At 42.8% G+C, this 26,500-nt stretch carries 34 protein-coding genes; 21 read left to right on the top strand and 13 right to left on the bottom strand.

Annotated elements, in window-relative coordinates; genetic code table 11:
- The coding region (locus AAFP11_RS23430) for an orotidine 5'-phosphate decarboxylase / HUMPS family protein (protein WP_341739193.1) at window positions 1–794 on the bottom strand (794 nt) is incomplete at its 3' end.
- Window positions 795–1,059: 265 nt separating this feature from the next.
- Here AAFP11_RS23430 and AAFP11_RS23435 point away from each other — a divergent pair.
- A complete protein-coding gene (locus AAFP11_RS23435) occupies window positions 1,060–1,773 on the top strand; it encodes a DUF547 domain-containing protein (RefSeq protein ID WP_341739194.1) in 714 nt (237 codons plus the stop codon).
- 237 nt (window positions 1,774–2,010) lie between these two features.
- Entirely contained in the window at window positions 2,011–2,391 is a 381-nt protein-coding gene (locus AAFP11_RS23440) for a hypothetical protein (RefSeq protein WP_341739195.1), read from the top strand.
- Here AAFP11_RS23440 and AAFP11_RS23445 read toward each other — a convergent pair.
- Entirely contained in the window at window positions 2,388–2,981 is a 594-nt protein-coding gene (locus tag AAFP11_RS23445; protein ID WP_341739196.1) for a Uma2 family endonuclease, read from the bottom strand. The genes AAFP11_RS23440 and AAFP11_RS23445 overlap by 4 nt on opposite strands.
- A 790-nt stretch (window positions 2,982–3,771) precedes the next feature.
- Here AAFP11_RS23445 and AAFP11_RS23450 point away from each other — a divergent pair.
- The 3 genes from AAFP11_RS23450 (at window position 3,772) to AAFP11_RS23460 (ending at window position 7,252) form a co-directional block, all read left to right on the top strand.
- A complete protein-coding gene (locus AAFP11_RS23450) occupies window positions 3,772–5,172 on the top strand; it encodes a DUF2157 domain-containing protein (RefSeq protein WP_341739197.1) in 1,401 nt (466 codons plus the stop codon).
- Window positions 5,173–5,268: 96 nt separating this feature from the next.
- Window positions 5,269–5,970 carry a GDYXXLXY domain-containing protein gene (locus AAFP11_RS23455; protein ID WP_341739198.1) on the top strand — a complete coding sequence of 234 codons (702 nt, stop codon included), beginning with the start codon at window positions 5,269–5,271 and terminating at the stop codon, window positions 5,968–5,970.
- A gap of 160 nt (window positions 5,971–6,130) precedes the next feature.
- Window positions 6,131–7,252: a hypothetical protein gene (locus AAFP11_RS23460; RefSeq protein WP_341739199.1), complete on the top strand. Its 1,122-nt coding sequence runs from the start codon at window positions 6,131–6,133 to the stop codon at window positions 7,250–7,252.
- A 150-nt stretch (window positions 7,253–7,402) separates the two neighbouring features.
- On the opposite strand, the gene AAFP11_RS23465 is transcribed toward AAFP11_RS23460, so the two are convergent.
- On the bottom strand, window positions 7,403–9,196 hold the full coding sequence (locus tag AAFP11_RS23465; protein WP_341739200.1) for a metallophosphoesterase: 1,794 nt from the start codon (window positions 9,194–9,196) through the stop codon (window positions 7,403–7,405).
- A gap of 385 nt (window positions 9,197–9,581) precedes the next feature.
- On the opposite strand from AAFP11_RS23465, the gene AAFP11_RS23470 reads away from it, so the two are divergent.
- Complete coding sequence (locus AAFP11_RS23470; protein WP_341739201.1) at window positions 9,582–9,866, top strand: hypothetical protein; 285 nt, start codon at window positions 9,582–9,584, stop codon at window positions 9,864–9,866.
- A gap of 110 nt (window positions 9,867–9,976) precedes the next feature.
- Here the strand turns inward: AAFP11_RS23470 and galT are convergent, their stop codons facing one another.
- Both galT and AAFP11_RS23480 read right to left on the bottom strand, forming a co-directional pair.
- On the bottom strand, window positions 9,977–10,987 hold the full coding sequence (galT, locus tag AAFP11_RS23475; RefSeq protein WP_341739202.1) for a galactose-1-phosphate uridylyltransferase: 1,011 nt from the start codon (window positions 10,985–10,987) through the stop codon (window positions 9,977–9,979).
- A gap of 320 nt (window positions 10,988–11,307) precedes the next feature.
- Window positions 11,308–13,359, bottom strand: a complete 2,052-nt coding sequence (locus AAFP11_RS23480; RefSeq protein WP_341739203.1) for a WD40 repeat domain-containing protein — start codon at window positions 13,357–13,359, stop codon at window positions 11,308–11,310.
- A gap of 162 nt (window positions 13,360–13,521) precedes the next feature.
- On the opposite strand from AAFP11_RS23480, the gene AAFP11_RS23485 reads away from it, so the two are divergent.
- The 3 genes from AAFP11_RS23485 to AAFP11_RS23495 all read left to right on the top strand — a co-directional run bounded on the left by AAFP11_RS23485 (window position 13,522) and on the right by AAFP11_RS23495 (window position 14,239).
- Window positions 13,522–13,656: a hypothetical protein gene (locus AAFP11_RS23485; protein ID WP_341739204.1), complete on the top strand. Its 135-nt coding sequence runs from the start codon at window positions 13,522–13,524 to the stop codon at window positions 13,654–13,656.
- A 65-nt stretch (window positions 13,657–13,721) separates the two neighbouring features.
- Window positions 13,722–13,946: an addiction module protein gene (locus tag AAFP11_RS23490; RefSeq protein WP_341731505.1), complete on the top strand. Its 225-nt coding sequence runs from the start codon at window positions 13,722–13,724 to the stop codon at window positions 13,944–13,946.
- Complete coding sequence (locus AAFP11_RS23495; RefSeq protein ID WP_341739205.1) at window positions 13,943–14,239, top strand: type II toxin-antitoxin system RelE/ParE family toxin; 297 nt, start codon at window positions 13,943–13,945, stop codon at window positions 14,237–14,239. The genes AAFP11_RS23490 and AAFP11_RS23495 overlap by 4 nt, the downstream gene beginning before the upstream one ends.
- Window positions 14,240–14,324: 85 nt before the next feature.
- Here the strand turns inward: AAFP11_RS23495 and AAFP11_RS23500 are convergent, their stop codons facing one another.
- From AAFP11_RS23500 to AAFP11_RS23510, 3 genes are all read right to left on the bottom strand, one after another.
- On the bottom strand, window positions 14,325–14,909 hold the full coding sequence (locus AAFP11_RS23500; RefSeq protein WP_341739206.1) for a hypothetical protein: 585 nt from the start codon (window positions 14,907–14,909) through the stop codon (window positions 14,325–14,327).
- A 402-nt stretch (window positions 14,910–15,311) separates the two neighbouring features.
- On the bottom strand, window positions 15,312–16,070 hold the full coding sequence (locus AAFP11_RS23505) for a site-specific DNA-methyltransferase (protein WP_341739207.1): 759 nt from the start codon (window positions 16,068–16,070) through the stop codon (window positions 15,312–15,314).
- 162 nt (window positions 16,071–16,232) lie between these two features.
- Window positions 16,233–16,415 carry a hypothetical protein gene (locus AAFP11_RS23510; RefSeq protein WP_340551362.1) on the bottom strand — a complete coding sequence of 61 codons (183 nt, stop codon included), beginning with the start codon at window positions 16,413–16,415 and terminating at the stop codon, window positions 16,233–16,235.
- A gap of 86 nt (window positions 16,416–16,501) precedes the next feature.
- Here AAFP11_RS23510 and AAFP11_RS23515 point away from each other — a divergent pair, with 86 nt between their 5' ends.
- Together AAFP11_RS23515 and AAFP11_RS23520 are read left to right on the top strand one after the other, a co-directional pair.
- On the top strand, window positions 16,502–16,891 hold the full coding sequence (locus tag AAFP11_RS23515) for a deaminase domain-containing protein (protein WP_340551361.1): 390 nt from the start codon (window positions 16,502–16,504) through the stop codon (window positions 16,889–16,891).
- 226 nt (window positions 16,892–17,117) lie between these two features.
- Window positions 17,118–17,591: an SMI1/KNR4 family protein gene (locus AAFP11_RS23520; protein WP_341739208.1), complete on the top strand. Its 474-nt coding sequence runs from the start codon at window positions 17,118–17,120 to the stop codon at window positions 17,589–17,591.
- Window positions 17,592–17,770: 179 nt separating this feature from the next.
- Here the strand turns inward: AAFP11_RS23520 and AAFP11_RS23525 are convergent, their stop codons facing one another.
- Genes AAFP11_RS23525 through AAFP11_RS23535 form a run of 3 tightly spaced genes read right to left on the bottom strand, consistent with a single transcriptional unit; the run spans window position 17,771 to window position 18,953 of the window.
- Window positions 17,771–17,974 (bottom strand): type II toxin-antitoxin system prevent-host-death family antitoxin, encoded by a 204-nt coding sequence (locus tag AAFP11_RS23525; RefSeq protein WP_341739209.1) that lies wholly within the window; start codon window positions 17,972–17,974, stop codon window positions 17,771–17,773.
- Between the two features lie 19 nt (window positions 17,975–17,993).
- Window positions 17,994–18,242, bottom strand: coding sequence for a type II toxin-antitoxin system RelE/ParE family toxin (locus AAFP11_RS23530; RefSeq protein ID WP_333367514.1), 249 nt, complete (start codon window positions 18,240–18,242; stop codon window positions 17,994–17,996).
- 51 nt (window positions 18,243–18,293) lie between these two features.
- On the bottom strand, window positions 18,294–18,953 hold the full coding sequence (locus tag AAFP11_RS23535; RefSeq protein WP_341739210.1) for a restriction endonuclease subunit R: 660 nt from the start codon (window positions 18,951–18,953) through the stop codon (window positions 18,294–18,296).
- A 228-nt stretch (window positions 18,954–19,181) separates the two neighbouring features.
- On the opposite strand from AAFP11_RS23535, the gene AAFP11_RS23540 reads away from it, so the two are divergent.
- From AAFP11_RS23540 to AAFP11_RS23575, 8 genes are all read left to right on the top strand, one after another.
- Window positions 19,182–19,574 (top strand): DUF433 domain-containing protein, encoded by a 393-nt coding sequence (locus tag AAFP11_RS23540; protein ID WP_341739218.1) that lies wholly within the window; start codon window positions 19,182–19,184, stop codon window positions 19,572–19,574.
- On the top strand, window positions 19,552–19,914 hold the full coding sequence (locus AAFP11_RS23545) for a DUF5615 family PIN-like protein (protein WP_341739211.1): 363 nt from the start codon (window positions 19,552–19,554) through the stop codon (window positions 19,912–19,914). Before AAFP11_RS23540 ends, AAFP11_RS23545 begins: the two co-directional genes overlap by 23 nt.
- Window positions 19,915–20,035: 121 nt before the next feature.
- Entirely contained in the window at window positions 20,036–22,006 is a 1,971-nt protein-coding gene (gene acs / locus AAFP11_RS23550) for an acetate--CoA ligase (RefSeq protein ID WP_341739212.1), read from the top strand.
- A gap of 181 nt (window positions 22,007–22,187) precedes the next feature.
- On the top strand, window positions 22,188–22,394 hold the full coding sequence (locus tag AAFP11_RS23555; protein WP_333104262.1) for a hypothetical protein: 207 nt from the start codon (window positions 22,188–22,190) through the stop codon (window positions 22,392–22,394).
- Complete coding sequence (locus AAFP11_RS23560) at window positions 22,391–22,645, top strand: hypothetical protein (protein WP_340523243.1); 255 nt, start codon at window positions 22,391–22,393, stop codon at window positions 22,643–22,645. Before AAFP11_RS23555 ends, AAFP11_RS23560 begins: the two co-directional genes overlap by 4 nt.
- Before the next feature lie 211 nt (window positions 22,646–22,856).
- Complete coding sequence (locus AAFP11_RS23565) at window positions 22,857–23,273, top strand: element excision factor XisH family protein (RefSeq protein ID WP_340523242.1); 417 nt, start codon at window positions 22,857–22,859, stop codon at window positions 23,271–23,273.
- Window positions 23,261–23,596 (top strand): XisI protein, encoded by a 336-nt coding sequence (locus tag AAFP11_RS23570; RefSeq protein WP_341739213.1) that lies wholly within the window; start codon window positions 23,261–23,263, stop codon window positions 23,594–23,596. The genes AAFP11_RS23565 and AAFP11_RS23570 overlap by 13 nt, the downstream gene beginning before the upstream one ends.
- Window positions 23,597–23,609: 13 nt before the next feature.
- Window positions 23,610–23,753: a hypothetical protein gene (locus AAFP11_RS23575; protein ID WP_341739214.1), complete on the top strand. Its 144-nt coding sequence runs from the start codon at window positions 23,610–23,612 to the stop codon at window positions 23,751–23,753.
- Window positions 23,754–23,763: 10 nt separating this feature from the next.
- Here the strand turns inward: AAFP11_RS23575 and AAFP11_RS23580 are convergent, their stop codons facing one another.
- Window positions 23,764–24,051, bottom strand: coding sequence for a hypothetical protein (locus AAFP11_RS23580; protein ID WP_341739215.1), 288 nt, complete (start codon window positions 24,049–24,051; stop codon window positions 23,764–23,766).
- A 222-nt stretch (window positions 24,052–24,273) separates the two neighbouring features.
- Complete coding sequence (locus tag AAFP11_RS23585) at window positions 24,274–25,689, bottom strand: transposase (protein ID WP_341739216.1); 1,416 nt, start codon at window positions 25,687–25,689, stop codon at window positions 24,274–24,276.
- Between the two features lie 275 nt (window positions 25,690–25,964).
- Between AAFP11_RS23585 and AAFP11_RS23590 the strand changes: the two genes are divergently transcribed.
- On the top strand, window positions 25,965–26,123 hold the full coding sequence (locus tag AAFP11_RS23590; protein ID WP_293339280.1) for a hypothetical protein: 159 nt from the start codon (window positions 25,965–25,967) through the stop codon (window positions 26,121–26,123).
- A 5-nt stretch (window positions 26,124–26,128) separates the two neighbouring features.
- A complete protein-coding gene (locus AAFP11_RS23595; protein ID WP_341739217.1) occupies window positions 26,129–26,314 on the top strand; it encodes a hypothetical protein in 186 nt (61 codons plus the stop codon).
- Window positions 26,315–26,500: the final 186 nt, after the last annotated feature.

Consider the following 26,500-nt stretch of genomic DNA (forward strand, 5'->3'; position numbering starts at 1 on the left):
ACTGCTTCGCGGGGATTTGACTCCGCGAATAAACTGGCAGGTATTGGTAGCAATAAACCTTCACCATTCTTGCTTAAACCAGCCGCCAGCAGTTGAGAGAGGTCGTTTGCTTCTGCGATACCATTTTCTGCTGCAATGTCTCCTTCCACTAAAATCAGCCGTTCTGGAGCAGCTTTGCGGATGCGGGCCAACATATCCGGCATTACTCCTACTTCTAAACCAACTTTTTCAGGAGTTCCCCAAGTTTGAGAAATGCGGACTAATTGCAAGTAGAAAGGGTTTTCTGGTGTTGGGTATTCTTGGAAAATGGCGGCGGAGGGATTGGCCGTGGCACAGAGGACAAAAACTGTTTTGCCGGGATATAATAGAAATGGCGCTACTTGGTCGAATCCGGCATAGGGACTTAAAGTCACAGCGTCAACTTGCCAATCTTCAAATACGCTTTTGGCAAATACTGTACTGGTGTTTAAATCGCAGTGTTTGGCATCTAAAACTACGGGAATGTGAGGAGGAATAATTGTTAAAATTTGTTGCAGCAATTCCAGGCCGGGAATGCCGAGAGATTGGTAAAAACCGAGGGTGATTTTGCAAGCACAAATTAAGTCGGCTGTTTGGTCGATCGCAAATTTAGTCTTAGCCAATAAATCAGTTAAAAAACTTTGATTGTTCTCCCCCGTCACTGAAACTGCTACAGGAAAGCTTTGGGGTTCGGGATCGAGGGCTAAATATAACAAACTTTGATTGGTTTCAATCGCCGCTAACAGTTTATCGCAGAAGTTTGTGTGATTAATCATGGGTATTGGGGGATGGTAATTGAAAAAATAGAATTGGCTGTTTAAATTGGGATAGAAGTTTTGGCGGAAGATATATAGCAATCCTAAATCATTTGTGAGTTTCTTACTCCCTCCCCTTGGTAAGGGGAGGGTTGGGGTGGGGTAAAAAAATTTATGACTGATTTAGGATTGCTATATCAATCGCAGTTGAAGTTTAAATTGAGAATATTTTAAAATTGTAGAAGATAAAGACCATGAAATCTATAATTTGGGGCTCAGTTTCATTATGTTGATAAATACGATCGCATTTAAGACTTGGGACAATTTGCTAAACACCTATGTTGACGATTTCGGCCGTGTGAATTATGGGCGCTGGAAAGCTGAGTCGGCGGATGTTTTGAGACAATGGCTGGAAAGTTTGGCGGATGTGGATTTGGCGGCTGTGACGGATGCGAATGAGCGGCTGGCTTTGTGGCTGAATGTCTATAATGCGATCGCGATTTCTCAAGTTATTGAAGTATATCCGATCGCGTCAATTCGTCCCAAAGTTTTGGGAATTCCCAACTGGCTGAGCTTTTTGGAATTTTTCACCCGTTCAACTTATACAATTGCAGGCAAAAAGTACAGTCTCAATCAAATCGAACACGGGATTTTGCGCCGGGAATTTAGGGAACCGCGCATCCATTTTGCCTTGGTTTGCGCTGCGGTTGGATGTCCGATGTTGCGTCAGGGGGCTTATTTCCCAGAGTCGGTACGAACTCAACTGGAAATAGAGGCGAATCGTTTTATTCACAATCCCGATAAGGTGCTGTACAATGCTGAGAAAAAGACTCTTTATTTGAGCAAGATTTTTAAGTGGTACGGTGAGGATTTTGTGAAGGCGGCGGGTTCGGTGGCTGGATATGTGGGTGGTTATTTGGGTGCGGATGTGGCGGTGAGTGATGAATGTGCGATCGTTTTTTTGCCTTACGACTGGAATTTGAATCGGGTTGATGGATAAAATTTGCGCCTAGGGGTAGGTGTTTTTTTGAGGGGGTAATTTTTTTTAGTCTGTCGTTACCCCTTGTCAAGAAGTTCTTGGAGAGTGTCATTGATTGCGAGAAAAACGCATCGGCGTCGCGATAAAAGGTAAAGTTGTAATTATTTTCTTTTTTGACTACCTTAAATCAATACTACTGTCGGTTTTGTCAGCCTACTATAGTGGTTCACGACTACTTCCCATATTGGAGGATAAAGGATGACAGGTCTAGACTCCCTCTTGGTTTCTGTATCTACTGCTTACGACGCTGGTTTATTAAACCGACATGATGTGGAAAGAGTTCAGAATATCATAAAATCCATTGAAAAAAGAGGATTGGATGAACTAATAACAGTTTCCTATGCTTTCATCTGTTATTACAACGATGTAGTTGCTGGACTCAATACAAAACAGTTTGTTCCGTCATACGGACTCAGAGAAGTTGTCTCTCTGTATCCCAATACACTTCTCCCGAAATTTCTTTACGGGCAGTTGTCCAATGTATTCGATAGCACTGGTAAATTGCTAGAAAACCACTCTAAGTCAAGCTTAGATTTGATATTAGGTGTACTAGCACTTGTTAAATTGAGCCGCCCTTAAACCTCTCCACTCAAAATCTGTTGAACCGTCAAATTTAGCTGTGGAAACATTGGAGATACGATCGCCTCTCCATCCCGAAATACCCCAACCTCAACATATTGCCCCTCCTGAAGCCGCAAAACCGTCACGACTTGTTCAATTGGATCGATCGCCCAATACTCTGCGATGCCCCGCGCTGCGTACTGAGCTCGTTTGCGCTCGTAATCCCGATCGCTACCCACCCTACCCGGACTAACTACCTCCACAACCAACCGAGGAGGCAACATATCAAAGGTAATAGTTAACCTGTTTGGTGTCAGCGGAATGTGTTCGGGTTCCAGAATGATCAAATCTGGGTAACGATTGGCGGCATCTCCCGATCGCAAAACAGCAACTTGAACCTCACAATTATGAGTTTTAATCAGTCTAAGTGGCACTAGCCCGCTGCTAGCTAAATAGAAAAATAGATAGTTGGCAATGAAATTGTTAGGTTCAGATTCTGGCGGCAAAGCGATTAACTCTCCATCAATTAATTCATAGCGATTATCGGTGTTATCTGAGTAGTTAAGATACTCGTTAAAAGTTAAATTTTTAATTTTAAGTTGTACCATAATATTACATTCCTTATTAATTGTAGGGACACGGCAGTGCCCATTAGTGTCAACTTAAGCTCAAACCCAGTCACAGATGGTTGTTTGACTATTAAACTTAGATCCCCCCTAGCCCCCCTTAAGAAGGGGGGGACAAGAGTCTTTTCAAAGTCCCCCTTCTTAAGGGGGATTTAGGGGGATCTAGACTTAGGTAAAAGCAAGAAATACCAAGGGTTTCAAGCTTAAGTTGACACCTATTGGCAGTGCCCATTGGTGTCAACTTAAGCTCAAATCCAGTCAGAGATTGCTGTTTGACTATTAAATCCAGATCCCCCCTAGCCCCCCTTAAGAAGGGGGGGACAAGAGTCTTTTCAAAGTCCCCCTTCTTAAGGGGGATTTAGGGGGATCTAGACTTAGGTAAAAGCAAGAAATACCAAGGGTTTCAAGCTTAAGTTGACACCTATTGGCAGTGCCCATTGGTGTCAACTTAAGCTCAAATCCAGTCAGAGATTGCTGTTTGACTATTAAATCCAGATCCCCCCTAGCCCCCCTTAAGAAGGGGGGGACAAGAGTCTTTTCAAAGTCCCCCTTCTTAAGGGGGATTTAGGGGGATCTAGACTTTGCCTAAGAGCTACATTTATATGGCTTTCAGGCTTAAGTTGACACCAATGGGCAGTGCCGTCTCCTAACTACAGGATTTCGTATCAAATCTGCTGTGCAACTTCCACAGGTGTCCCACCTTCCACCTACAATTACTCGATCGCTGACATATTGAAAGCTATCACCGCTCAAATCCTCTGGAATATACACCATGATTTCAGATCAATTTCGACGAGAATTGCGATCGCAAGCCAAACTCTGGCAAGCAGAAGGACTCATCGATACTTCATTATACCAACAACTTGCCGATCGCTACCAATTCCACACCCTCGAAAGCGCCTCGCGCAACCGATTCCTTGGCATTCTCATCAGTCTCGGCAGCATTCTCCTAGCCCTAGGAGTCATCACCTTTGTAGCAGCTAACTGGCAAGTTTGGCCGCGGGAAGCCAGAGTTACACTACTACTGAGCCTATTCGTAGCAGTTAATACCGCAGGTTTCTATCTATGGCGAATTCCCCCATCCCGCAGCACAAACTCCCATCCAAATATGCCCCCAACCAAAGGGCGAAACAAACTTTTAGGTGAGGGATTGTTGCTATTAGGCGCTCTGATTTTAGGAGCAAATATGGCTTTGATGGCGCAGATGTTTCATATTGGCGGTTCTTCCTACGGACTTTTCCTTGCTTGGGGAATCGGCGTGCTCGGAATGGCTTACAGTTTGCGCTTGACTTCCTTGGGCGTTTTGTCAGCACTTTTAGTCGGTTTAGGTTATTGGCTGGCTGTGTTAGATTGGTCTTCTAAAGTCGAGTTTTCTTGGCTGGAAGTTTTGGTGCGACAAATGCCGATCGCAGCTAGTATCATGTTTATACCACTGGCTTACTGGTGTCGATCGCGTGCTATCTTTGCCCTAGGTGCGATCGTCCTCATTTTTTCCCTACAAGTTTCCATAGTCCAAGGGTTAAATCCAAGCTGGGGCGCTGCAATTTTTTGCGCCCTACCACCCGCTTTGTTGTGGGGATACGACGATGCAATGTGGCCGAATATACACAGCAGACTGTTTCAACCTACCACCCGCAGTTTAGCATTGATATTTTTGGCTGGTCTTTTTTACTTTTTTTCCTTCCACTGGCTGTGGCAAGATTCCCCCGCTCCTTCGCAGATTTCCCTGGATTGGAGTGTTTTGACAAATGTAGTTTTTTTGGGTGCTTTAACGGTGTTTGAGTGGCTGCATTTGGGACGTTTGGAACTGCGCCGACCAAAACAAAAAGGAGTGGATTTGACCACAGGCGCGATCGCCATTGCGATCGTCATCAGCGCCTTAATACCGTTTTACCATCTCAATGTTTCTCCTCTCCCCCAATTAGCAACTTTTCTGTTTAACGTTTTATTATTTCTGCTAGCGGTGGGTTTAATTCGAGAAGGTTTAGCACTAGGAAACCGCCGGAGTTTTTGGGGCGGGATGGTATTGGTAACTTTACAAATTATCAGCAGATTGTTTGAATACAATACAGAATTATTGCTGAAATCTTTTGTATTTGTGCTGTGTGGCATTGGTGTAATTGCCGCTGGTTTGTGGTTCGAGCGACACTTCGCCACCATCAAAGACGAATAAAAATCATTCATCTCTCTCTCTTCCTCTGCGGACTCTGCGTTCTCTCTGGTTTAATAATTCCGAAACAACCCTCAACAACATAACCCCTAGATAAATATGAACACCAACAACATTGACTTATTAACTGAAAATCCAGAACAAACAAATTTGTTTCAGCTTCCCCCGGAAGCCAAACGTATTCCCGCGTGGCGAATGTGGATTCCTTTATTGCTCCAAATTGGACTAATTATCACCGTACCAGCTTCGGCAGTTTACACTTTTGTCACTGGTAAAACAGTGGTTTTGCAAACAGTACCAGTAGACCCTTACGATTTAATGCGCGGATATTACCAAGTTTTGAGTTATGATATTTCTCAGCAAAACAATCTGGAAAAATTACCGGGATGGAAAGAGTTACCAAGCGACAACAAACCTTGTCCATCCGGTGTTGTTTGCCCACCATCAAAGAATTACAAGGTCAAGTCGGGAACCAGTTTTTATGTGATTTTGGAATCGCCAAAAACCCAGACTAATGCTGGTCGTCCCCAAGCTTGGAAACCAGTCCGTGTTAGTTTAGAAAATCCCCCCAATTTACCTGCAAATCAAATCGCCATTCAGGGTAAATATAATGGCTGGCAGATGGAATATGGTTTGGAAACTTATTATATGCCAGAAAATGAAAGGGAAAAGGTCAATCAGGAGATTGGGGAAGCTCAAAGGGCACAGCGGGAATCTTTTGTGGTAGAAGTGAAGGTGGACAAAACAGGTCATGCAGTGCCTGTGAGTCTGTGGGTGCGACAGCGCAATTATCGCTTTTAGCTACGGGGTCGATCGACCGTTGTCACAAAATTTGAGTATTTATGCTGATTTGAGTGGGAATTACGGGCGATCGAGTCTTAAATTGCCGTAAGATATATAGACTTGTGCAAATCTTGCAAATTCAACAAGGGCACAAGTTCTGACTCTACTGGAGCTTCTCATGTTAGCCTCGCTAATCTCTTCCAGACGCATACTCAAAGCCCAACTACTCGAATTTTTAGGACTCCCTGACAATTGCCCAGACAAAACAGACCACCTCGTCAGCACAATTGTATCCGTGCTGGAGGTAAACCCAGCCGAACAAGAAAGATTTTGGGAGACATTCAAAAGTGAATTAGCCGTCGAGCCAGTAGAATTAGAAAAACTGCTCAAATGTTCCTCAAAAGAACGCCAACAATGGATTGAACAAGGCAAACTCCCTGTTTTAGAATATCGCACTTTCCTCAAATCAGGAATTCATTTAGAATATCCCGTTCACGACAGAAGATTCATATTGACTCTCTCACAAACCGATATCAATAGTTGGCGAAACGAACCAAAAGGGCAGATTCAGAATAATCGTAAAACAGCCATCCCAATCAGTCGAGAAAGCCAGCAAGAAAAGGCAGACTCCCGATTAGCTTTTAGTTCAGCTTGGTCAAAAATTATTGCCGACTGGGAAGAACAAGGTTCTGCTGAAATTTCTGCAACTTTCCAGCTAGCTTACTGGACAGTTTGGGCTTCGCGGTGGGCCAAAGAAAATCAGCTTAACAGCGCCAAAGCTATTGAAGATAACGAAATTTACGAAATTCATCGGCAGCAATGGTATCAGCGCAAAAATCAAGCAGTCAAGGTACTGATTGAAATGCCCTACGCCATGCTCTACTTTTATCGTCCCCACGATGCTGACAAATTGTATCTCGAACTTTGTGACGACCACCAGGAAATGATGAAAGATGATTACTATTGGGACAAGTGGGATTTTTTCTATCAAAACCGCAAACTGGTAAATAAGTGTCGCGACTGCGTTTACTGCGAAACCAAAGATTATTATTCCCTTTATTATCTGGAAATCAAGAGTGACAAATTTCCTGATTTTAGTTTTTCTTACCACACGCCGTACACCATTGGTAGAAAGTTTTTGCCACATCCAGAAACCATACCGTATGTAGATCACGTAGAACAGGATGGTATTTTTCGCTTCGGCAGGCCGCTGCTGGAACAGGAGAAACTGATTCATACTGAAGAGGATGTATTGCTCAAGTTTGACGCAGCTTTAGCAGAAGCAAGAAAGTTTATTTAGTGATTATAGAACTTACGCACAGCATCTACATATAAATTTTTGTAGCGGCTGTGCGTCAGCCTTAATTAATTGAGAACAATCGATGATTTTTTGAATTTAAATCCATCAAAATTTACTACTAACGTACACCAACAATCTCCTAAACCCCCCCTACAGGCTGGTTGATGAACTTTTTAACTTAAATTCGTCAAATTTTACCACTTCTGATTCTGGTTTTCTGGTATCAAAATAGTAGCTAGTCACAACACCATCACCGGTATCAAAAATACTGAAAACTGTAATATCATTACTGTCAATATATGGCAGTTGTTTGCCATCTGCTAATAGCGGCGCAATTGTTGGGATCGCAGGATTTAAACCGTTGGGATCTCCTGTTGCACTGTAATCTTCATCATAGGCTGGTGGCACGAATCTGCGTTTTTCGCCGAAGAAAGCGCCATAACTGTTGCCAACATTAGAAGTCTCTAAAAAGTGCATTCCGCTGGCACCGACAAACCGATTCCACAGGTGGGAATGTCCGTACAATACTAACTGTACTTTGGCTTTTTCTAGCAGCGGAATAACATCTCTAATAATATAATCTTGTTTTTTTGGGTACTCGTAACGTATCATCTTAATTGTACCTTCTGCATCGCGATCGATTATTTGCACTGGGTCAGTATAAGCAGGTACAATATTATCGCCTAGAGAATGGGGCGGGTGATGAAACATCACAAATTTATATTTTGCTTGTTGGAATTCGGGGCTATTTAACTCTTTTTGCAGCCAATTATATTGAGGGCTACCCTTGACAATAGGCTCAAAAATATGCTGTCCATAGCCCCATTTTTCAAAATTATTAAAATCTTCGTTACGTTCCCGATATCTGCCTTTGGCAGCGGGGTCTAGGTTGGGAGTTCGCCAGATATTCGTAATATACAAAGTCACTAGCCGCACGTCACCAAAAGTCACAGCATAGTAATTTTTGTCACCGGGAAGAGTGAAAATTTCCCTATAGGTATCGTTATTAAAAGTATGGTTTTTTAGCCAAGTATCTTTGTCTTTTACGGCTGACTTTTCAGCTTGGGATTGGTAGATTTTCTCGGCAGCAGCGCGCGGAAAAGGATCGTTGAATTGGTCGTTGAGTTTGCTAACTGTTGAAAATCGGCCCATAATTTCATGGTTGCCAATGGCGGGAAATAAAGGTGCGTGTTGAATCAGTTCGCCGCCGGTGTATATTGTTTGGGTGCCGTTTTTGTCGAGTTGAGAGAAGCCGCGCCCTTGCAAACAGGGAAAGAAAGCGCGGCCGCGGACGTCATCGAACCATTCAGAAGCGCGATCGGCTATATTAACTAAATCGCCCGCCATGAAAACGGCATCAACTTTGCCAATTGTTTCAGCTACTTTTTGGAGATTTGCTGCTGTCATTGGCATCAGTTGATGATCGGAAGTCAGGAGAATTTGGAGGGGAGTCCCTACTATTGGTGTTGGTGAAAGGGTGAAAATTTTGCTGCTGACTGATTGGTTGTCTACTCTTTCACTGGTCACTAAATAAGGAATGGTAACACCGGGAATTAAATTGGCAACTTTTGCTTCATGACGCCAGATATCGCGAACAATTGAATTGTTATCAACAATGCCACGTTTATGAATATCTGAAATGTAGGAGTCTTTGTCTTCGCGAGTGCGACTTAGTTTGGTGGTAGTTGCAATCGCACTTTGATTCAATTCTTCGCCATAAATGACTTTGTTGCTAATACCTGGAAATTCGGTAAACCAGACAACTCGCACGGAGTTTGCTGTTGGGAGTTGCAGAAATGGATCGGTTAAAAGTTGGGGTTGGTCTAGGTAAGATTTCATAATTAAACCAAACAATAGGACAATTAAAAGCAAGATAGAAAAAAACCAAGGGTTACGAGGGTAATTAGCAGGATTTTCTAAGTCGTCGGGTAGGGGTATCAACATCAGGAAGAAGGAAGAGAAAAATTAATTGAGATTTGAGATTTTTAATTTTAGGCGACTAAGGTTATCGAAAATTTAAGAATCGAATGCAATCTTCTTTCTTTTTTTTCCTTCTCTTACTCCGCGGCCTCTGCGAACTCTGCGGTTAATTAAAAAATATTCATAAAAGAAATAGAACTGCCATAACTAAGATTTTTTAAGATTAAAATCTAGCGCCACACAGTTTAGCATAGGAAGGTCAAAAGGAGATTCGATCGCGATCGCCAAAAAGAACCAAATATATCACTTCCACGGACCGATCGCGATCGCTCTAGGAAATTCAGCGTTAAGATTAAGATAGAATGAGTGACTAATTAGCTGCGAATTCAAGTTCTCGATCAACAGAAGTATGCAAAACCAGACTGACAATGGTTTCAACAATAATTTAGTCGATCGCACCTTTGCTAGTTCAGCAATACCCGATCCGGCAGAATGGGTAAACGAACATCATTTTCTGGCCAATTTTGCCCATCAACTCTCCCATCTCCAACAAAATTTCTCGGATGGGGGCTGGGAAATCGGCGATAGTGGCGAGCCCGGTGAGAGTCAATTAGCTATCGACATCAAGATTAGAGAAATATTAAAAGCTAGTTTTAGCGACGACTACTGGCAGTACGTTGAAGGTTTATTTTGATATAGGGAATATGCCGTTGGGAATAGGGCCACTATAAGTAGTTGCTTTCCCTGATACATTTACGCCACCTTTTTTCTGGCGGCAGTGCCCCTGTACTCGCCCGCCCACGGTTAGGGCGAATCGATAGGAATTAAGATCGATCGCAAAAAACCAGCACTTTCCTCCGGTAAAGCAGTATTGATAAACATTCCGCTACCCAACTCAAACCCAGCTTGCTTAGAAACCCTGGGAATAATCGCAATATACCAGTGAAAATACTTAGTACCCTGTTCCGCCGTCGGCACTGAGCGGATATTATAGTTGTAATCGGGATTATTCAATCCGTAATAAAGCTTAGCCAGTACAGTTTTCAAAGTATCAGCCAAGTCAGAAATCTCTGGATCGGTAATATCATCAAAGGACGAAGCATGGCGGCGGGGAAAAATCCAAATATGAAACGGTGAAAGCGCAGCATAAGGGATAAAAGCCACAAAATGTTTACTCTCAAAAATCACTCTTTCACCAGCCGCTAATTCATCTTCCAAAGTCCGGCAAAACAAACACTCTCCCGTATCATCAAAATATCTAATAGTTTCATCAATCCGGCTGCGAAACTGACTGGGAACAACAGGGGTAGCTGCTATCTGCGAGTGAGGATGTTCGAGAGAAGTTCCGGCACTTTCACCATGATTTTTGAAGATAATAATTGTTTCAATATGAGGATATTTTCTAATTTCTAAATAACGCTGGCGATATACTACAAGTATATTTTCAACCTCTTCAATGCTTAACAATGCTGTCGTCAAATCATGTCGCGGATGTTCGACAATGACTTCGTGAATCCCCATTCCCGACATCCGGCGATGAATTCCCGATGAAATTCTCAATCCTTCTGCGGTTGGGGAAAGGGCGGGATATTTATTGCGAATTGCCCTAACTTTCCAGTCAGCGCGATCGCCCAAACAGAAAGTTTCCAAAGTTCCATCTTCCTCATTTCCCACACAAAATGGACAATCGGCGCGGTGGGAGGGCAGAAATTCTGTTGTTTTTTTGTGGTTGGCGAATTGATCCGGTCTTTTTGCCCGTTCAGTGGCGATGATTACCCAATCTCTGGTAATTAGATTTTGTCTAAGTTCAGACATTTTCTCACCTACATTGTTAGGGTCGAGCTGTCTTTTATTTTAGATTTTTTTTGATATTATGTCACGGGCATTTTACAAATGTTTAACAATTTTATAAATTATGTGGTTTACGGTTGTTTCAGAATTTTATTATCGGTCGTTCCCTAGGGGGTGGTTCGCCGATATATTTAATAAGTATTGACTAATTATATAAACCAGCCCCGCCCCTATAATTGTGATTATACCGGATTTTAGAGGATTGAACCACAGAGGGCGCAGAGGACACAGAGTTAGAGAAGAGAGAGATGAATAATTGCGAATCTGGGTAATTTATGGGATATCTAATCCAGCCATTTTTTAGCTCTGACTAACAATTCATCCAATGTTTCTACTGACCAGAACCGCACTTTTCCATCCTCTGAAGCAGATAGCAAGAATTTTCCATCCCGACTAAAACAAACACTATAAATCGGAGTTTTTAACTCCACAAAATTTGCCTCCCCGTGGCTCAAGTTCCCCGGATAACCGCGATACTCTGCCAATAAATTCCCCCGCAAGTCCCACAATTTAACACTGCGGTCAATTGAAGCAGTTGCCAGTGTATCTCCCGTGGGGCTAAAACAGACACTCAAGACAGGTCCATCGTGTCCGGTGAATGTTACCAAACAGTTGCCATAGAAATCCCACAATTTTGCAGTACCGTCATTAGAGGCAGTAGCAAGGACATCTCGATGGGGGTGAAAACAAACACTCCATACAGAGTCAAGGTGTCCGATTAAAGTTGCTAAACATTTGCCTTGAAAGTTCCACAATTTTGCAGTATCGTCTCTAGAAGCAGTGGCAATTGTATCTCCTTTTGAGCTAAAATTAACGCTTGTTACCCAGCTTTGATGTCCGGTGAAAGTCATCAAACATTTGCCCCGCAAGTTCCATAATTTGGCAGTAGCATCTCTAGAAGCAGTGGCAATTATATCTCCCTTTGGGCTAAAACCGACACTCCATACAGAGTCAAAATGTCCGATAAAAGTCGTTAAACATTTGCCTTGGAAGTTCCATAATTTTGCAGTTTCGTCTCTGGAAGTAGTGGCGATTCTAGGTTGATTGGGGCTGCAACTAACGCTTGTCACCCAGTCATTGTGTCCGATAAAAGTTACTAAACATTTGCCTTGGAAGTTCCACAATTTGGCGGTGCGGTCATTGGAAGCTGTGGCGATTCTATCTTGATAGGGACTACAACTAACGCTATTTACTGATTTTTGATGTCCGCTACAAGTCACTAAATCGTTGCCTTGTAAGTGCCACAATCTGGCGGTGCGATCGTTGGATGCTGTAGCAAGGGCATCTCCTGTGGGGCTGAAACTGAGGCTGGTGATCCAACTATCATGGCCGCTGAATGTTACCAAACAGTTGCCTTGTAAGTCCCAGAGTTTGGCGGTGCGATCGTTAGAAGCGGTAGCGATCGCATCTCCTGTCGGGCTAAAACTGAGGCTGGTAATCCAACTATCATGGCCGCTGAATGTCACTAAACAGTTGCCTTCTAAGTCCCATAATTTGGCAGTACCGTCGTAGGATGCTGTGGCGATCGCATTTCCTGTCGGGCTAAAACTCAAGCTAGTTACCCACCCATCATGGCCGCTGAATGTCACCAAACAGTTGCCTCGGAAGTCCCACAGTTTGGCGGTGCGATCGTAGGATGCAGTGGCCAGGGTGTCTCCCTTGGGGCTAAAACACACACTTGTTACCGATTGCTGATGTCCGCTGAAAGTCACCAAACAGTTGCCTTGGAAGTCCCACAATTTGGCAGTACCGTCATAGGAAGCCGTCACCAGCGCGGCCACAGTGGGGCTAAGACAGACGCTAGTTACCCAGTCGTTATGGCCGGTGAAAGTCATCAAACAATTGCCTTGTAAGTCCCACAATTTGGCGGTTTTGTCATCGGATGCAGTGGCGATCGCATTTTGTTTCTGGCTAAAACTAACACTATTTACCCAGTCTTTGTGTCCGCTAAAAGTCACCAAACACTTACCCTGCAAGTTCCACAATTGGGCGCTACCGTCAATGGAAGCTGTGGCGATCGCATCTTGATTGGGGCTAAAACATACACTCCTGACGGTGCTCCGATGTCCGACAAACTGATGGCGTTCGCGAATTTTGGAGAGAATCACCTGCAAAGCCAAGAGGGGACTGGTACTGGGATAGGTAGTAACGGCCTGATGATTTAGCATCCATGTTTTTAAATTTTCCCCAGCCTTAATAGCGGCCCGCAAGGCTTCTATTTGGTGGCCGTCCGACTTAAAAAGCTCTAACGCATCGTGTCCAGCTTTTTCAATTTCCATACTTTTTAATTTGACTTGCTGATGAGCTTCCAGTTTGGTAGGTTGGTTTTGGGTCACGACTTCGCGGTCAGCTATTGCCAGTTATGGACTATTTTTTAGTTTCCCATAAAGTTATCGCACTTCATTAAACTTTTTGGTATTCTTGAAAAAGGCGATCGTGGCACTAGCCTTAGACATCAATCTATTTCTGACACCCTAGATTACCTGAATTAACTAACTATGAAAGCAATTAAAGTGATGGCAACGATTGACAACCAAGGGCAATTGTGCATTGATGAACCGTTAAATTTAGAGCAAAATAGCAAAGTAGAAGTAATTGTGCTGATTCCCGAAGTGACAGAAAGTAATGAATAGGAGCAATAAATCTGCTATATTTTTAAGTGTACCAATTGCCCACTGTTTCCTCCAGGTTAATTAGTATGGATCTCACTGTCACGTTGAATCAAATTACATCGCTCAGTATTGAAGACCGAATTCGGCTCGTACAAGCAATTTGGGATAGCATCGCAGCAGAGCAAGCTTACCCCAATCTTACAGAAATACAAAAACAAGAACTGGATCGGCGGATTAGCGATTCCGAAGCTAATCCAGATGATGTAATGACTTGGGAACAAATTAAAGCTTCGATAAAAAGACGCCCATGAATTATGCGCTAGTGTTTCGGCCAGAAGTTCGTGAAGAACTCGATGAGGCTTACAATTGGTACGAAAGCCAGCAGGTAGGACTTGGCGACGATTTTTTGGACTCTGTGGACGAGACGTTAAATCGAATTTGCCAGATGCCAGAATCATATCCAGTTGTCTATCGTGATGTTAGGCGATCTGTGGTTCGTCGCTTTCCTTATGCTGTTTACTATCGGATTGTATCAAGTCGGGTGATTGTCACAGCAATTTTTCACAGTCGGAGAGATCCCAAAGCTTGGCAAGTGCGAACATAAATAAATGTTTGCAAGAGTCTGGCTAGTCTTTGACTTGTATCATTGCTTAAACTTGGGAAACTAAAATTTACGTCAATTGCAGGCGTTAAAATTTCTCACCAAGCCATTCCCTCCCCCTCACCAACAAGTCATCCAAAGTTTCCACGGGCCAAAACCGCACCTTTCCATCCTGGGAACCAGTTATTAAAAACTTCCCGTCCCGACTAAAACAAATACTATAAATCGGAGTTTTTAACTCCACAAAATCTGCTTCGCCTTTGAGTAAATTCCCTTTATATCCGCTATAGTCTGCCAGTAAATTACCCTGTAAGTCCCACAATTTGGCGGTGCCGTCTTGTGATGCAGTGGCGATCGCATCTTGATTGGGGCTAAAACAGACACTCCTGACGGTGCTCCGATGTCCGACAAACTGATGGCGATCGCGAATTTTGGAGAGAATCACCTGCAAGGCCAACAGGGGACTGGTAAAGGGATAGGTGGTAACGGAGGGATGATTTAGCGTCGATTTTTGTAAACTTTCTGCCGCCCCAATAGCTACCCGCAAGGCTTCGATTTGGTTGCGATCAAACTTAAAAAGCTCTAACGCATGGTGTCCAGCTTTTTCAATTTCCATACTTTTTAATTTGACTTGCTGATGAGCTTCCAGTTTGGTAGGTTGGTTTTGGGTCACGACTTCGCGGTCAGCTATTGCCAGTTATGGACTATTTTTTAGTTTCCCATAAAGTTATCGCACTTCATTAAACTTTTTGGTAATCTGGTTTTTATATAAAATTGAGAATGCTATTTTTTGCAATTGAATTCCATTTATCACACCCTAGATTAGCTGAAGTAACTATGAAAGCAATTAAAGTGATGGCATCAAGTTAATTCTGCTTGGTCTGACTATGGGCTTGCTGTTTTTATTTAATCACAAATCACACTCATAGTGTGTAGATTTTGGAGTGCAGTCACCGATATCTTGCTTATGTGGCAAAAAATCCAGACCTCAGCCACTGGTCAGCAAGCTAAATTAAGCCCTGATGTAGAGCGATATAAGTTGCTGAAATTGCCTATTGAGCAAAATTTACACTCTTTAAAATAAAGATAATTGAGCTTTACTAATCTGCTTTTGTCTGAGAAAATCATCAATTCGGTTGGCTGCTAAATCACAGTATTCCTGACAAATCTCAAATCCGATAATAGTGCGCTGCAAATCTAAAGCAACAACCGCTGTAGTTCCTGAACCCAGAAAAGGGTCTAAAATGACTTCATTTGGGTTGGATGAAGCTTTGATTATTCTCTGTATAACAGCACTAGGAAATTGAGCGGGGTGAGATGTTCGCTCTTTTGATGCTCTATTTTTACCAGAAGTTACTTTAGGGAATTCCCAAACATCAGTCGGATTTTTGCCTTGGGGATTGACTTTAATTTTGCCCTTCTTTTTTTGATGAGGATATTTTACATTGGGATCGCGCACATCATCTAGATTAAAGGTATAGTCTTTAGGGTTTTTAACATACCAAAGAAATTTTTCATTGCGCGGTGAAAAGAACTTACTACCAGCAACCCCAGCGCCATAGTGCCAGATAACTTCTTGGATTAGGTAAAAAGGAATTTTGTCCCAAAGTAGATAGGGAATTGGGATAGCTTTAGCTTGATTAGGAATTGATAGATACCCCAAGTTGAGCCAGAAAGCGCCGTTAGGAAGGATTAGCCTATAATTTTCACTTATCCAGCTTTCACACCAGTTTAAATATTTATCAAGTGGTAGTGTTTTTTCGTATTCTTTGCCAATGTTATAGGGGGGACTGGTGACAGTAAGATTGACGCATTCATCAGGGAGCTTTGACATTGCTTCTAAGCAGTCCATCTGATAAATTAGGCAGTTAGGGGCTTGGAAGTACGGTTTGCCTAAAAAATTTACTATTTCAGTTAAAAGCATGATACAGTTGATGGTGGTATAAATCTATATTGCCACAAATTTTTAGTTTTTGGAACTCTACTCAGGAAGTAATTAAATCATGTATATTTCCTTAGTTCGTCTTCCTGAATTCCCAACCATCATGCCAACTGCAAGTGCACATTCTGCAACGCCGCAAATCCATTTCAACACTTGTGCCAACAAGAGCGATCGCTCTCTGTCAATCAAATTCAATTCCGGTAAAATCTGATAAGTACAAGGATTCCCCCGCGTCACCCGCACAAACCGATAAATTTCGCCTACTTTGTCCCCTCATCCCTTTGGTAATCTGGGGAAGTATTGTAAAAGATAAAGAGATCCATATGGAAGAATGGGCGAATCGTATTAGCCAAATTCGAGAAGAGCTAGGAGTATCGGCTTATAAAAATATTGCTGTTGCAGACTTCCTGATTGAAAACGATCGCGGCGAATTGATAGCCGTCAGCGGTCGATCGACTCGTCCCGGAACAGTTGGTTTACCAGACGAGCCATTATTTCAGACTTTTGAAGTCCCACCCGGACATTCACGAGCCTATGATAGCGAACGTAAACTACTTGAGGAATTGGGATTGAGATATATTCAAACACCGGAGGTTCAAGGCAGAGTAAATTTATGGACAGAAAGAGAACCCTGTGATTCCTGTTGCGACGTAATAGAGCAATTTCGCAGGCGGTTCCCCAACATCAGACTGACGGTAAACGATACAATGTAAGCTAAGCATAACTTAATACGGTTCAGCTAAGGAGAATTCTAGCGATTGTGTTGGGTTTCGTTCCTCCACCCAACCTACGTGCGATCGTTTTTTTAGCACTAACTGAACCGTATTGAAGCATAACTTACGCACAGCCCTATTTTGAAAGGGGATCTCTAAAAGTTTAAACCTTGACAATTCCATCAATGCTGCATAAGTCTTGCAAAACTTAAAGGATGTAGTAGCTATGTATTTAGATCGAGTCAAAAAGCAACTGATAGAACTAAAACTCGTGAAGCCAGATGAACTCGCAGGCTGTACCTGCGATGAGGTAATTGCGATCGAGCAACAGTTGGGGATTTCTCTGCCCCGATGCTATCAGGAATTTCTGTTATCTATGGGGTCTAGTGCTGGTAAATTCTTGCGGGGTTCGGACTGTTTTTTTAATAATTTACCTCAACTGCAAGAGTGGGCTGTCGAGTTATTGCAGGAAAATAACTTTGCTGAATCTTTACCAGAGGATGCCTTTATTTTCTTGATGCACCAGGGCTATCAATTTAGCTTTTTTAGAGTATCAGAAGGCGCAGATCCCCCGACTTACTCATACTGCGAAGGGACTAATCAAACTTCTTTTATTAAAAGCCATGAGAGCTTTAGTGAGTTTTTGGCAACTGAGGTAGAAATTCACGCGAAATATTTGATGGCTTTGGCTGGCAAGTGAGGAAATGGTATATAATTTATGCCTAAAATCCTAACATTCTCTTCACCTAGCAAATTCCTTTGGAAGCAAAATTTATGCCAACTGCAACTGCACATTCTGCAACTTGCAAATCGCTTTCAAGACTTGGGCTAATAAGAGCGATCGTACAACCCTACACTACCAGAATATTGACAGCAAATTTATGTCTGTAATCCTAACAGTCTCTTCACCTCTGCTAGCGACACAGAAGGCTGATTTGCGTCTTCTTCCTTAGCCTCCCTCAAATCCATCAAATCTTCTAGATCAGCAATTAATTCTTGCAGTGCTTCAAATTCTTCGTAAGGTATCACCGCAAATTCCTTTTTGCCATTTTTGGTGATAAACTCAGGATGTAACTGAATCATGGGTATTTCCTCCAATCGTTTAAGAGTAAGCATCTTTTCTGTGTTTGACGCGGTAGATTACCAAAACATCTCCCTCTATTTCAAATAAAACTCGGTAATCTCCTACCCGCAACCGATATTCGGGCGTATAATTAGTTAAGCGTTTCACATCTCCTGCCAAGTTATTTTGCATTAACTCAATCTTGGTCAAAACTCGGTTTTGTACCTCTGCTGGCAAAGATTCTAAATCTTTGACCGCTTTCGGCTTAAACTCAACTTGGTAATTCATCAAACTGTCGCCTATCTACAGGATAATCGATAAGCAACTAATTGTATCATTTTACGCCAACTGTAACTGCACGTTCTGCAACTTGCAAATCGCTTTCAACACTTGCGCCAACAAAAGCGATCGCTCTTTGTCAATCAAATTCAATTCCGGTAAAATATGATAAGTACAAGGATTCCCCCGCGTCACCCTCACAAACCGATAACTTTCCCCATTCGTAGTCAATCCCCAAACAGACGATTGCTGCTGCAAACTTTTATAAGTATAACTCAGTAATTGTGGCAAACCAGCCAAAGGGGCGATCGCACTATTTTTCGCCTCCACCACCAAAATCCAAAACTGTGTCGCCGCGAGCTCTGCATCCGGCTGATTTACGGCTAAAATATCCAACCGCCCTTTAATTAAAGTATCCCCATCCTCAACTTCGATCGGTATGCTATCTTCCATTGTCAGCACGATCGGAATCTCAAAAAATCCTGTTAATCTCATCAACGGTGAAAGCACTAAAAACTTAACGAGTTCTTCTGAAATTTTTCCTGCTGATAGGTATCGTCGAAAGTCATTTCTAAGTTTCAATAGTTCCTGTTGTTCTGATTCTGTCAGAGGTTCCAGAGAGAAAAAATCACTGAAGCCCTCTCCTTCTAACTCTTGGAGTTTGAGAAGGTGACGAACGTCATTTAGCGAAAGTTGGCTTGCTTCTAAATTTTGGGTCATGGCTTTTGTGCGATCGGCTGTTAATGTAAATTATAAAAGTATTACCATCAAATTTGTTATGATATAATCTTACCAGATATCGCTCCTGTAAATCGGGTAGATTGTATGAAAGCAATTAAAGTGATGGCAACGATCGACGATCGAGGACAATTGTGCGTTGATGAACCTCTCAAGTTATATCGCAATAGCCGAGTCGAAGTAATTGTCATGGTTCCAGAAGCAACAGAAATTAATGAAGACAAGCAATCTCATGAAGCCAACCACCAAACCACGAAACTAGAAGACTATTTCAACTTCCTAAGACCAGATGATATTCGGCTCAAAGGTTCTCGGATCGGCATCGAAACAATTCTTTATGAATACCTGTTTCGCGCTCGAACTCCCGAAGAAATCGCTAACATTTATACATCCCTCACCCTGGAACAAGTTTATGCAACCATTTTGTATTACCTGCACAACAAAGAAGCAGTCGGTAAGTACATAACCGAAGGGCTAGAATGGGGCGAAAAAATGCGAGAAGAACAACGTCGCAATCCTCGTCCAGTGTATGAAAAAATCCGCAAACTAAGAGCAGCAAGAGATGTAATGAGAAAAGCTGATGGCAATCCAGTATCTGTTTGATGAAAATGTCGATCCTGCATATGTTAACCAAATTCGCAGGCGCAATCCCGATCTGGTTGTTCTAGCAGTGGGAGAACTAACAGCACCTTCCAAAGGCACTCTCGATCCAGAAATTCTTATTTGGTGCGAAATCCACAATTTCATTCTTGTTACCAACAACCGTCGCTCTATGCCAGTTCATTTAATAGATCATCTAGAGCAAAATTGTCATATACCAGGAATATTTATCCTGAATTCCAAGCTGAGTATTGGTCAAAATATTGACGAGCTAATTTTGATTTATCAAGGATCATTTGATGATGAGTACCAAGATAAAATTGAGCATTTACCGCTACCGTAATTTCTAACACATCCCCAACACTTACCAAATTCTCCAAAGTCTTAAGGAAAATAAACATACTTTTGTGCCAACTTATGCACACAATAGCTAAAAAGACTAACCAAAATTAAAGTTAAGAACGATGTCACAAGATACGATCGAATCAATTCTGCATGAAAAACGCCTGTTTCAGCCGCCTGCTGAATTCTCCGAAAAAGCTCACATCAAAAGCCTAGAAGAGTACCAAGCCCTCTACGACAAAGCCAAAGCCGACCCCCAAGCATTCTGGGCCGAACTCGCCACCCAAGAATTAGACTGGTTCCAAAAATGGGATGCCGTACTCGATTGGCAGCCACCTTTTGCTAAATGGTTTGTGAATGGTAAAATTAACATTTCTTACAATTGTCTAGACAGACATTTAACAACTTGGCGAAAAAATAAAGCCGCCCTAATTTGGGAAGGCGAACCCGGAGATTCGCGCACCCTCACCTACGCGCAACTCCACCGCGAAGTCTGCCAAATGGCTAACGTAATCAAGGATTTGGGAGTGGAAAAAGGCGATCGCGTCGGTATCTATATGCCAATGATACCCGAAGCTGCGATCGCCATGTTAGCCTGTGCGAGAATCGGTGCAGTACATAGCGTGGTGTTTGGCGGATTTAGTGCTGAAGCTTTGCGCGATCGCCTCAACGACGGCCAAGCCAAACTCGTCATCACCGCTGACGGCGGCTTCCGCAAAGATGCAGCAGTTGGCCTCAAAGTACAAGTAGACAAAGCATTAGCAAATGATGCCGTTCCTAGCGTTACCAACGTCCTCGTAGTTCAGCGCACCAAACAGCAAATTCACATGGAACCAGGGCGCGATCATTGGTGGCACGATTTGCAAAAAGGTGCATCGGCAAATTGTCCAGCCGAACCGATGGATAGTGAAGATATGCTATTCATTCTTTACACTTCTGGAAGTACCGGAAAACCGAAAGGTGTCGTCCATACAACGGGGGGTTATAACCTTTATACCCACATGACAACCAAGTGGATATTCGACCTCCAAGATACCGATGTTTACTGGTGTACTGCTGATGTCGGCTGGATTACTGGACACAGTTACATAGTCTACGGGCCGCTGTCCAACGGTGCGACAACTTTAATGTATGAAGGTGCTCCTCGCCCTTCTAATCCAGGCTGTTTTTGGGATGTCATTGAAAAATATGGTGTCACTGTTTTCTACACTGCACCAACCGCAATTCGCACGTTTATGAAAATGGGCGAACACTTGCCAAATGCCAGAGATTTGTCATCTTTGCGGTTGTTGGGAACTGTCGGCGAACCGATTAATCCTGAAGCTTGGATGTGGTATCAGCGGGTAATTGGAAAATCGAATTGTCCGATTGTGGATACTTGGTGGCAAACTGAAACTGGTGGCATTATGATTACTGCTTTACCCGGTGCAATTCCGACAAAACCAGGTTCTGCAACCCTTCCTTTCCCCGGAATTATTGCCGATGTTGTTAACCAAGATGGCGAACCTGTAACTAACGAAAGCGGCGGTTATTTAGTGGTGAAACATCCTTGGCCGGGAATGATGCGCACTCTTTACAATGATGCCGATCGCTTCCGTCGCACTTATTGGGAATATTTGCACCCGAAAGATGGCGAATTCGTGTACTTTGCAGGGGACGGCGCGCACAAGGACAAAGATGGTTATTTCTGGGTAATGGGCCGCGTTGACGACGTGATTAATGTGGCCGGACATCGACTCGGTACGATGGAAGTTGAATCGGCTTTGGTATCGCATCCAGCGGTGGCGGAAGCTGCGGTTGTGGGGAAACCGGATGAGATTAAGGGTGAAGAAATTGTGGCGTTTGTGACGCTGGAAAATTCACAGCAACCTAGCGATGAATTGGCTAAGGAATTGAAGCAGCACGTTGTGAAGGAAATTGGGGCGATCGCCCGTCCGGGAGAAATTCGATTTACTGATGCTTTACCCAAGACTCGTAGCGGGAAGATTATGCGGCGTTTGTTGCGTTCTTTGGCTGCTGGTTTGGAGGTGACTGGGGATACCTCGACTTTGGAAGATCGGACGGTTTTGGATAAGTTGCGGGGTGGTGCCTAAGAGTATTTTTGCAACCGCAGATGTAGGCTGATTAACGCAGATGAACGCAGATAAGATTAGATATGCGTTCATCTGGGTTTAATTTTTAGGTATAATTTAAATCTTGCACAATAGCCAGAAACCGGGTTGTTTTGGGTTTATTGACAATGGTGCAATATTTACGGCAATGTAGAGTGTAGGAATGTTAGAAAACCCTGAAAATAAAGTTTGGCTTGATGCAGACACAATCGTTGCTACTAGCGATCGGCAAGCTGCTATTCGTCGCTGCCGTGAGTTGGCAGAGTATAATGAATTAAGAGGCGAAGGGCGCTGCACTTTCTGCGGTGTCATTCTCAATAAGAGTGGTAAGTCATACCGCTGTATTTTTGAACGGGAGATAGAGGAATGAGTCAGATGTGGACTGAAGAGCAAATCAGACAAATAATCCCAGATATTGATTCACAGTTAGACGACAGTGATATTCCAACTGTGATTATTAAGGGTGAAGGTAGCAGTATTTTTCTCTCCTTTGAGAACCGTCGCGAGATTGAATTTTTGATAGCCCAATTATCTAACCTACTGATTCATCACGAGGAATTAGATCTGGGAGTTACTGTTAAGGGGTATGTGACAACATTTGGTGAGTATAGCTCTCAATAGGCCACAACACTACTTCTGAAATAAAACGGCTTCGGATAAATTGCGGGCTGATTTATAGGGGTGTTTAACCGCAGATGTAGGCAGATGAACGCGGATGAACGCAGATAAGATTTACATCTGTGTTCATCTGCGGTTTAGTTAGAGTTTAAGATAATTGCATGATAATTTGCTATCATATAACCATGAAGTCTTATTTTGCTCGTTTTGTTTTATGCCCGCTTTAGACCTCTACCACAATACAGTCAAAAAATCTCTCCTCAATGATGGCTGGATAATTACTCACGATCCTCTCCATCTGAAATGGGGTAAAAAAGATATGTATGTGGATCTGGGAGCAAAACAGGTGCTAGCAGCAGAACGAGGAGAACAGAAAATTGCTGTGGAAGTCAAAAGCTTTGTCAGCGATTCAGAAATGCAGGACTTGAGAGATGCGATCGGACAATTTACTATTTATCGGTCTGTTCTTCAAAGAACTTATCCAGAACATACGCTTTATCTGGCTGTTCGCGATATTACTTATGAATCTCTATTTGAAGAACCGATCGGTCAATTAATGATCGAAGACGAAAATCTCAAGCTGATTGTATTCGATCCAAATCAAGAGGCGATCGTAAAATGGATACTTTAGCTAACTTCAGAACTACGATTAAAATAGTCCTGGAACCCTATACAAAAATTCCTTACTCTCACGGCGATATAATTTGTAAAGCCGTGTTTGATGACAACTCAGACAGTTACCTGCTAGTTACTTTAGGATGGGATAAAGCCAAACGAATTCACGGCTGTTTGGTTCATATAGATATTATTGACAATAAGATTTGGGTACAGCGAGATGAGACAGAATACGGCGTGACTAAAGAACTTGTAGCTGCTGGAATTCCCAAGGATTCGATTGTTTTAGGATTTCATCCAGCAGATGTCAGACCTCATACGGGTTATGCAGTTGCTTAGTTACAGCTTATGTATGAAAGATTTAAGCTTTTATTGCTTGCGATCGAGCATCGATCATCGATCGCAAGTAATATTTGAGTGTGGGTGCAGCGATCGCCTGCATACTAAAGTTAGGTTAGGCGATCGCTCTTTTACGTTTCCCGATTCACCGATCTAGCAAAAACAGCTTATTTACCGCGCCATAAATGAACGGCATCCGGGTTAATTTGCGACCTGACTTGCAGCCATTCTTCTAACAAGTAATCATCATCGACTGCTTGAGAATGCTGTTCGTCTTTGAGAATTGCTAAGACGTGAACTCCTGACGGGTATTTGATATGACGGATTTCTGGGTCATATCCTAAGTCTTGAATTGTTGCTAAGATGCGATCGATCGCGCCGGCAACTGTCAAATCGACGGCAAGAATTATTTGACCGAGTTGAGCACCCGGTTTTACGCACTCCAAAACAGCCATTATTCTTTCTCCTTGTAGTTGCAACGGTACACTTGAGGGCGATTTTCGACTTTTCGAGGTTGAGTTACAGATTCTAATTCAACCTGGTAGCGATCGGCTCGTTTTTGACACTCCTGTTTCGCTTGCTTGGGATTATCGGCTAAAATCGGCTCATCCCAGCGTTCTGGTTCTTTTTCAGGATCTTGAATCTTGACACTCTCAGGTCTAAAGACGCTGAGATTCTTAAGAAATTTCGTTCTTAATATCCTGATTGCTCAGGTTCCCAAACTCACCACGTTTGCCTGTCCGGCGTGGTGATATCTTTTGGGCGTTTAGGTGTTGAACACCAGGTTTCGCGGAGTCCCCGCGTACCATTTTCAAAGCTCGATCTCCAATCGTTTTTGCAGCGCCAATATCGGCGTGTTCGTGATATCCACATTCTACACAGATGAATTTTTCACCATCTCTATTTGATTTGTCGATATGACCGCAATTCCTGCATTCTTGACTAGAATGTTTGGGATTAACTTTGATTACGATTTTTCCTTGCTTTGCAGCTAGATACTCAATCTTTAATCCCAAATCTCCCCAACTTGCATCGGAGATAGCACGATTCAATCCCTTTTTTCTGGATTGCCCGTTCTTCAGAAACCTTCCAGTTTTCTCATCACTTTTTACCTTGCATCGACGCATCATCCCAGAGATATTTAAATCTTCTATGGCAATCACATCGACGTTACGAGATACTATTAAATTCGCAGCTTTCCATTGATATGCTTGACGCTTATCGCTAATTTTTTGATGGAACTTTCCAACTTGAATAGCTGCTTTTTTGCGGTTTTTACTCCCCTTAGTTTTCCGACTAACCCGTCTTTGCCTGATTTTTAGAGTCCGCTTAGCCTTTTTATTCGTTGAAAGCTTGGGATTTTTAATTTGGTATCCATCAGAAAGATGAACCAGTTTAGTGATTCCCAAATCGCAACCTATTACTTTGGGGTTATCGCCAACAGCAGTAGCACTGTATTCGGGTACGGATTTATCCTCTATTCTAATAGAAACATACCAGCCATTCTGGCGTTTTCTAACCGCGCAAGCCTTGATGGTAAACCCATCTGGGATTGAGCGAGAGTTGTAAAACCGCATCCAACCCAGTTTTGGTAGGTAAATTTTATTACCCTTGATTTTTACTCCCATTACGAAAGTAAAGGATGTGAAATTGCTGCGGTTTTTGAATTTCGGGAATCCCCTGCCTTCAAAGAAGTTTTTGTAGGCAATGTCTAAGCGTTTGACATTCTGTTGTAAAACTGTTGAGTCAATTCCACTATACCAAGGTCTAGCCATTTTTAACTCAGGTAATGCTGTAATCTGAATGTCACCAGCACTTCGACGCGGATTTCTAGCTTTGCCCTCTTTGTCAAGCTTAGAGTCTTTCCAAGGATTTCCAGTTGCGCCACTTTTACTTACGAAACAGGTCAATGGTGAAGCTTCGCCTTTCGTTCTAATGTCACAGTAATCGCCTTGGATAAACTGCTGGCTGTACTGACAGATTCTGTCACCCAAACACCAATTATACTGGCTTCGCAGCATATCTATCCAAGCAGACATTTTCGATGATTGTGTTCGATTGGGGCGCAACTTATAAACATAGTTTGTCAACAATCTTCCTCACCTCCTTGCTTACATCTTAACGTCTTTCTCTGCTTTTAAATGTTACGAATTAAGAAAGATTCAAGGCGGTTGAAACCGCCCGTGCCGCTTGCATCTCAGGTCTAAAGACTCAGAGTTTTCCGCTTGCCGAATGTTTTTTTATAATTAAGTAGCTCCTTTGTTGGACCTTCAACTTCGGGGAAGTCGTCTTGGCATGGTGCGGCAACATTCTGCCAAGGCGCATTTCTATGCTAGAATTGTACTGCATTTTTTAGTATAATTGCAGTATGAGTAAAAATGTTAAAGTTCTAACCATCAGACTGCCTGAAGTAGAAATGCTTCGCCTAGAAGCTTATTGCGCGAACAGCGGTAGAACAAAAACCGATGTGATTCGCGAACAAATTAGGAATTTAAAAGTTGAAGATAAGTTGCTTTACCCAGATTGATAACCTTGGTTGATTTACTGGCGATCGCCCGTCCGGGAGAAATTCGATTTACTGATGCTTTGCCCAAGACTCGTAGCGGGAAGATTATGCGGCGTTTGTTGCGTTCTTTGGCTGCTGGTTTGGAGGTGACTGGAGATACTTCTACTTTGGAAGATCGGACTGTTTTGGATAAGTTGCGGGCTGATTCCTAGGGGTGTTTTTGCGATCGCCCCTTCAGGCTGATGAACGCAGATGAACGCTGAGGTAATTTTATCTGCGTTCATCTGCGGTTGAATTGTTAAATATGAGCTACAATCAAGATAAATTCTAGACTGGATCTGAGCGCGATGCCTCCACTACTTAGCAAAACCACAGATCAGCGAATTGTTCATCATGGA

Origin of the sequence: Microcoleus sp. CAWBG640 (genome assembly GCF_020883015.1) — a bacterium.
Taxonomy (GTDB): domain Bacteria; phylum Cyanobacteriota; class Cyanobacteriia; order Cyanobacteriales; family Microcoleaceae; genus Microcoleus; species Microcoleus anatoxicus.

Bases quoted from the DNA above. Each gene is read 5' to 3' on its own strand.
- galT (WP_341739202.1), bottom strand. From the start codon at position 10,987: ATGTCTGAACTTAGACAAAATCTAATTACCAGAGATTGGGTAATCATC.
- AAFP11_RS23450 (WP_341739197.1), top strand. From the start codon at position 3,772: ATGATTTCAGATCAATTTCGACGAGAATTGCGATCGCAAGCCAAACTC.
- AAFP11_RS23575 (WP_341739214.1), top strand. From the start codon at position 23,610: ATGAAAGATTTAAGCTTTTATTGCTTGCGATCGAGCATCGATCATCGA.
- AAFP11_RS23495 (WP_341739205.1), top strand. From the start codon at position 13,943: ATGAATTATGCGCTAGTGTTTCGGCCAGAAGTTCGTGAAGAACTCGAT.
- AAFP11_RS23555 (WP_333104262.1), top strand. From the start codon at position 22,188: ATGTTAGAAAACCCTGAAAATAAAGTTTGGCTTGATGCAGACACAATC.
- AAFP11_RS23470 (WP_341739201.1), top strand. From the start codon at position 9,582: ATGCAAAACCAGACTGACAATGGTTTCAACAATAATTTAGTCGATCGC.
- AAFP11_RS23560 (WP_340523243.1), top strand. From the start codon at position 22,391: ATGAGTCAGATGTGGACTGAAGAGCAAATCAGACAAATAATCCCAGAT.
- AAFP11_RS23505 (WP_341739207.1), bottom strand. From the start codon at position 16,070: ATGTCAAAGCTCCCTGATGAATGCGTCAATCTTACTGTCACCAGTCCC.
- acs (WP_341739212.1), top strand. From the start codon at position 20,036: ATGTCACAAGATACGATCGAATCAATTCTGCATGAAAAACGCCTGTTT.
- AAFP11_RS23460 (WP_341739199.1), top strand. From the start codon at position 6,131: ATGTTAGCCTCGCTAATCTCTTCCAGACGCATACTCAAAGCCCAACTA.
- AAFP11_RS23445 (WP_341739196.1), bottom strand. From the start codon at position 2,981: ATGGTACAACTTAAAATTAAAAATTTAACTTTTAACGAGTATCTTAAC.
- AAFP11_RS23520 (WP_341739208.1), top strand. From the start codon at position 17,118: ATGTATTTAGATCGAGTCAAAAAGCAACTGATAGAACTAAAACTCGTG.
- AAFP11_RS23465 (WP_341739200.1), bottom strand. From the start codon at position 9,196: ATGTTGATACCCCTACCCGACGACTTAGAAAATCCTGCTAATTACCCT.
- AAFP11_RS23440 (WP_341739195.1), top strand. From the start codon at position 2,011: ATGACAGGTCTAGACTCCCTCTTGGTTTCTGTATCTACTGCTTACGAC.
- AAFP11_RS23565 (WP_340523242.1), top strand. From the start codon at position 22,857: ATGCCCGCTTTAGACCTCTACCACAATACAGTCAAAAAATCTCTCCTC.
- AAFP11_RS23490 (WP_341731505.1), top strand. From the start codon at position 13,722: ATGGATCTCACTGTCACGTTGAATCAAATTACATCGCTCAGTATTGAA.
- AAFP11_RS23570 (WP_341739213.1), top strand. From the start codon at position 23,261: ATGGATACTTTAGCTAACTTCAGAACTACGATTAAAATAGTCCTGGAA.
- AAFP11_RS23485 (WP_341739204.1), top strand. From the start codon at position 13,522: ATGAAAGCAATTAAAGTGATGGCAACGATTGACAACCAAGGGCAATTG.
- AAFP11_RS23590 (WP_293339280.1), top strand. From the start codon at position 25,965: ATGAGTAAAAATGTTAAAGTTCTAACCATCAGACTGCCTGAAGTAGAA.
- AAFP11_RS23535 (WP_341739210.1), bottom strand. From the start codon at position 18,953: ATGACCCAAAATTTAGAAGCAAGCCAACTTTCGCTAAATGACGTTCGT.
- AAFP11_RS23515 (WP_340551361.1), top strand. From the start codon at position 16,502: ATGGAAGAATGGGCGAATCGTATTAGCCAAATTCGAGAAGAGCTAGGA.
- AAFP11_RS23545 (WP_341739211.1), top strand. From the start codon at position 19,552: ATGGCAATCCAGTATCTGTTTGATGAAAATGTCGATCCTGCATATGTT.
- AAFP11_RS23580 (WP_341739215.1), bottom strand. From the start codon at position 24,051: ATGGCTGTTTTGGAGTGCGTAAAACCGGGTGCTCAACTCGGTCAAATA.
- AAFP11_RS23530 (WP_333367514.1), bottom strand. From the start codon at position 18,242: ATGAATTACCAAGTTGAGTTTAAGCCGAAAGCGGTCAAAGATTTAGAA.
- AAFP11_RS23455 (WP_341739198.1), top strand. From the start codon at position 5,269: ATGAACACCAACAACATTGACTTATTAACTGAAAATCCAGAACAAACA.
- AAFP11_RS23435 (WP_341739194.1), top strand. From the start codon at position 1,060: ATGTTGATAAATACGATCGCATTTAAGACTTGGGACAATTTGCTAAAC.
- AAFP11_RS23525 (WP_341739209.1), bottom strand. From the start codon at position 17,974: ATGATTCAGTTACATCCTGAGTTTATCACCAAAAATGGCAAAAAGGAA.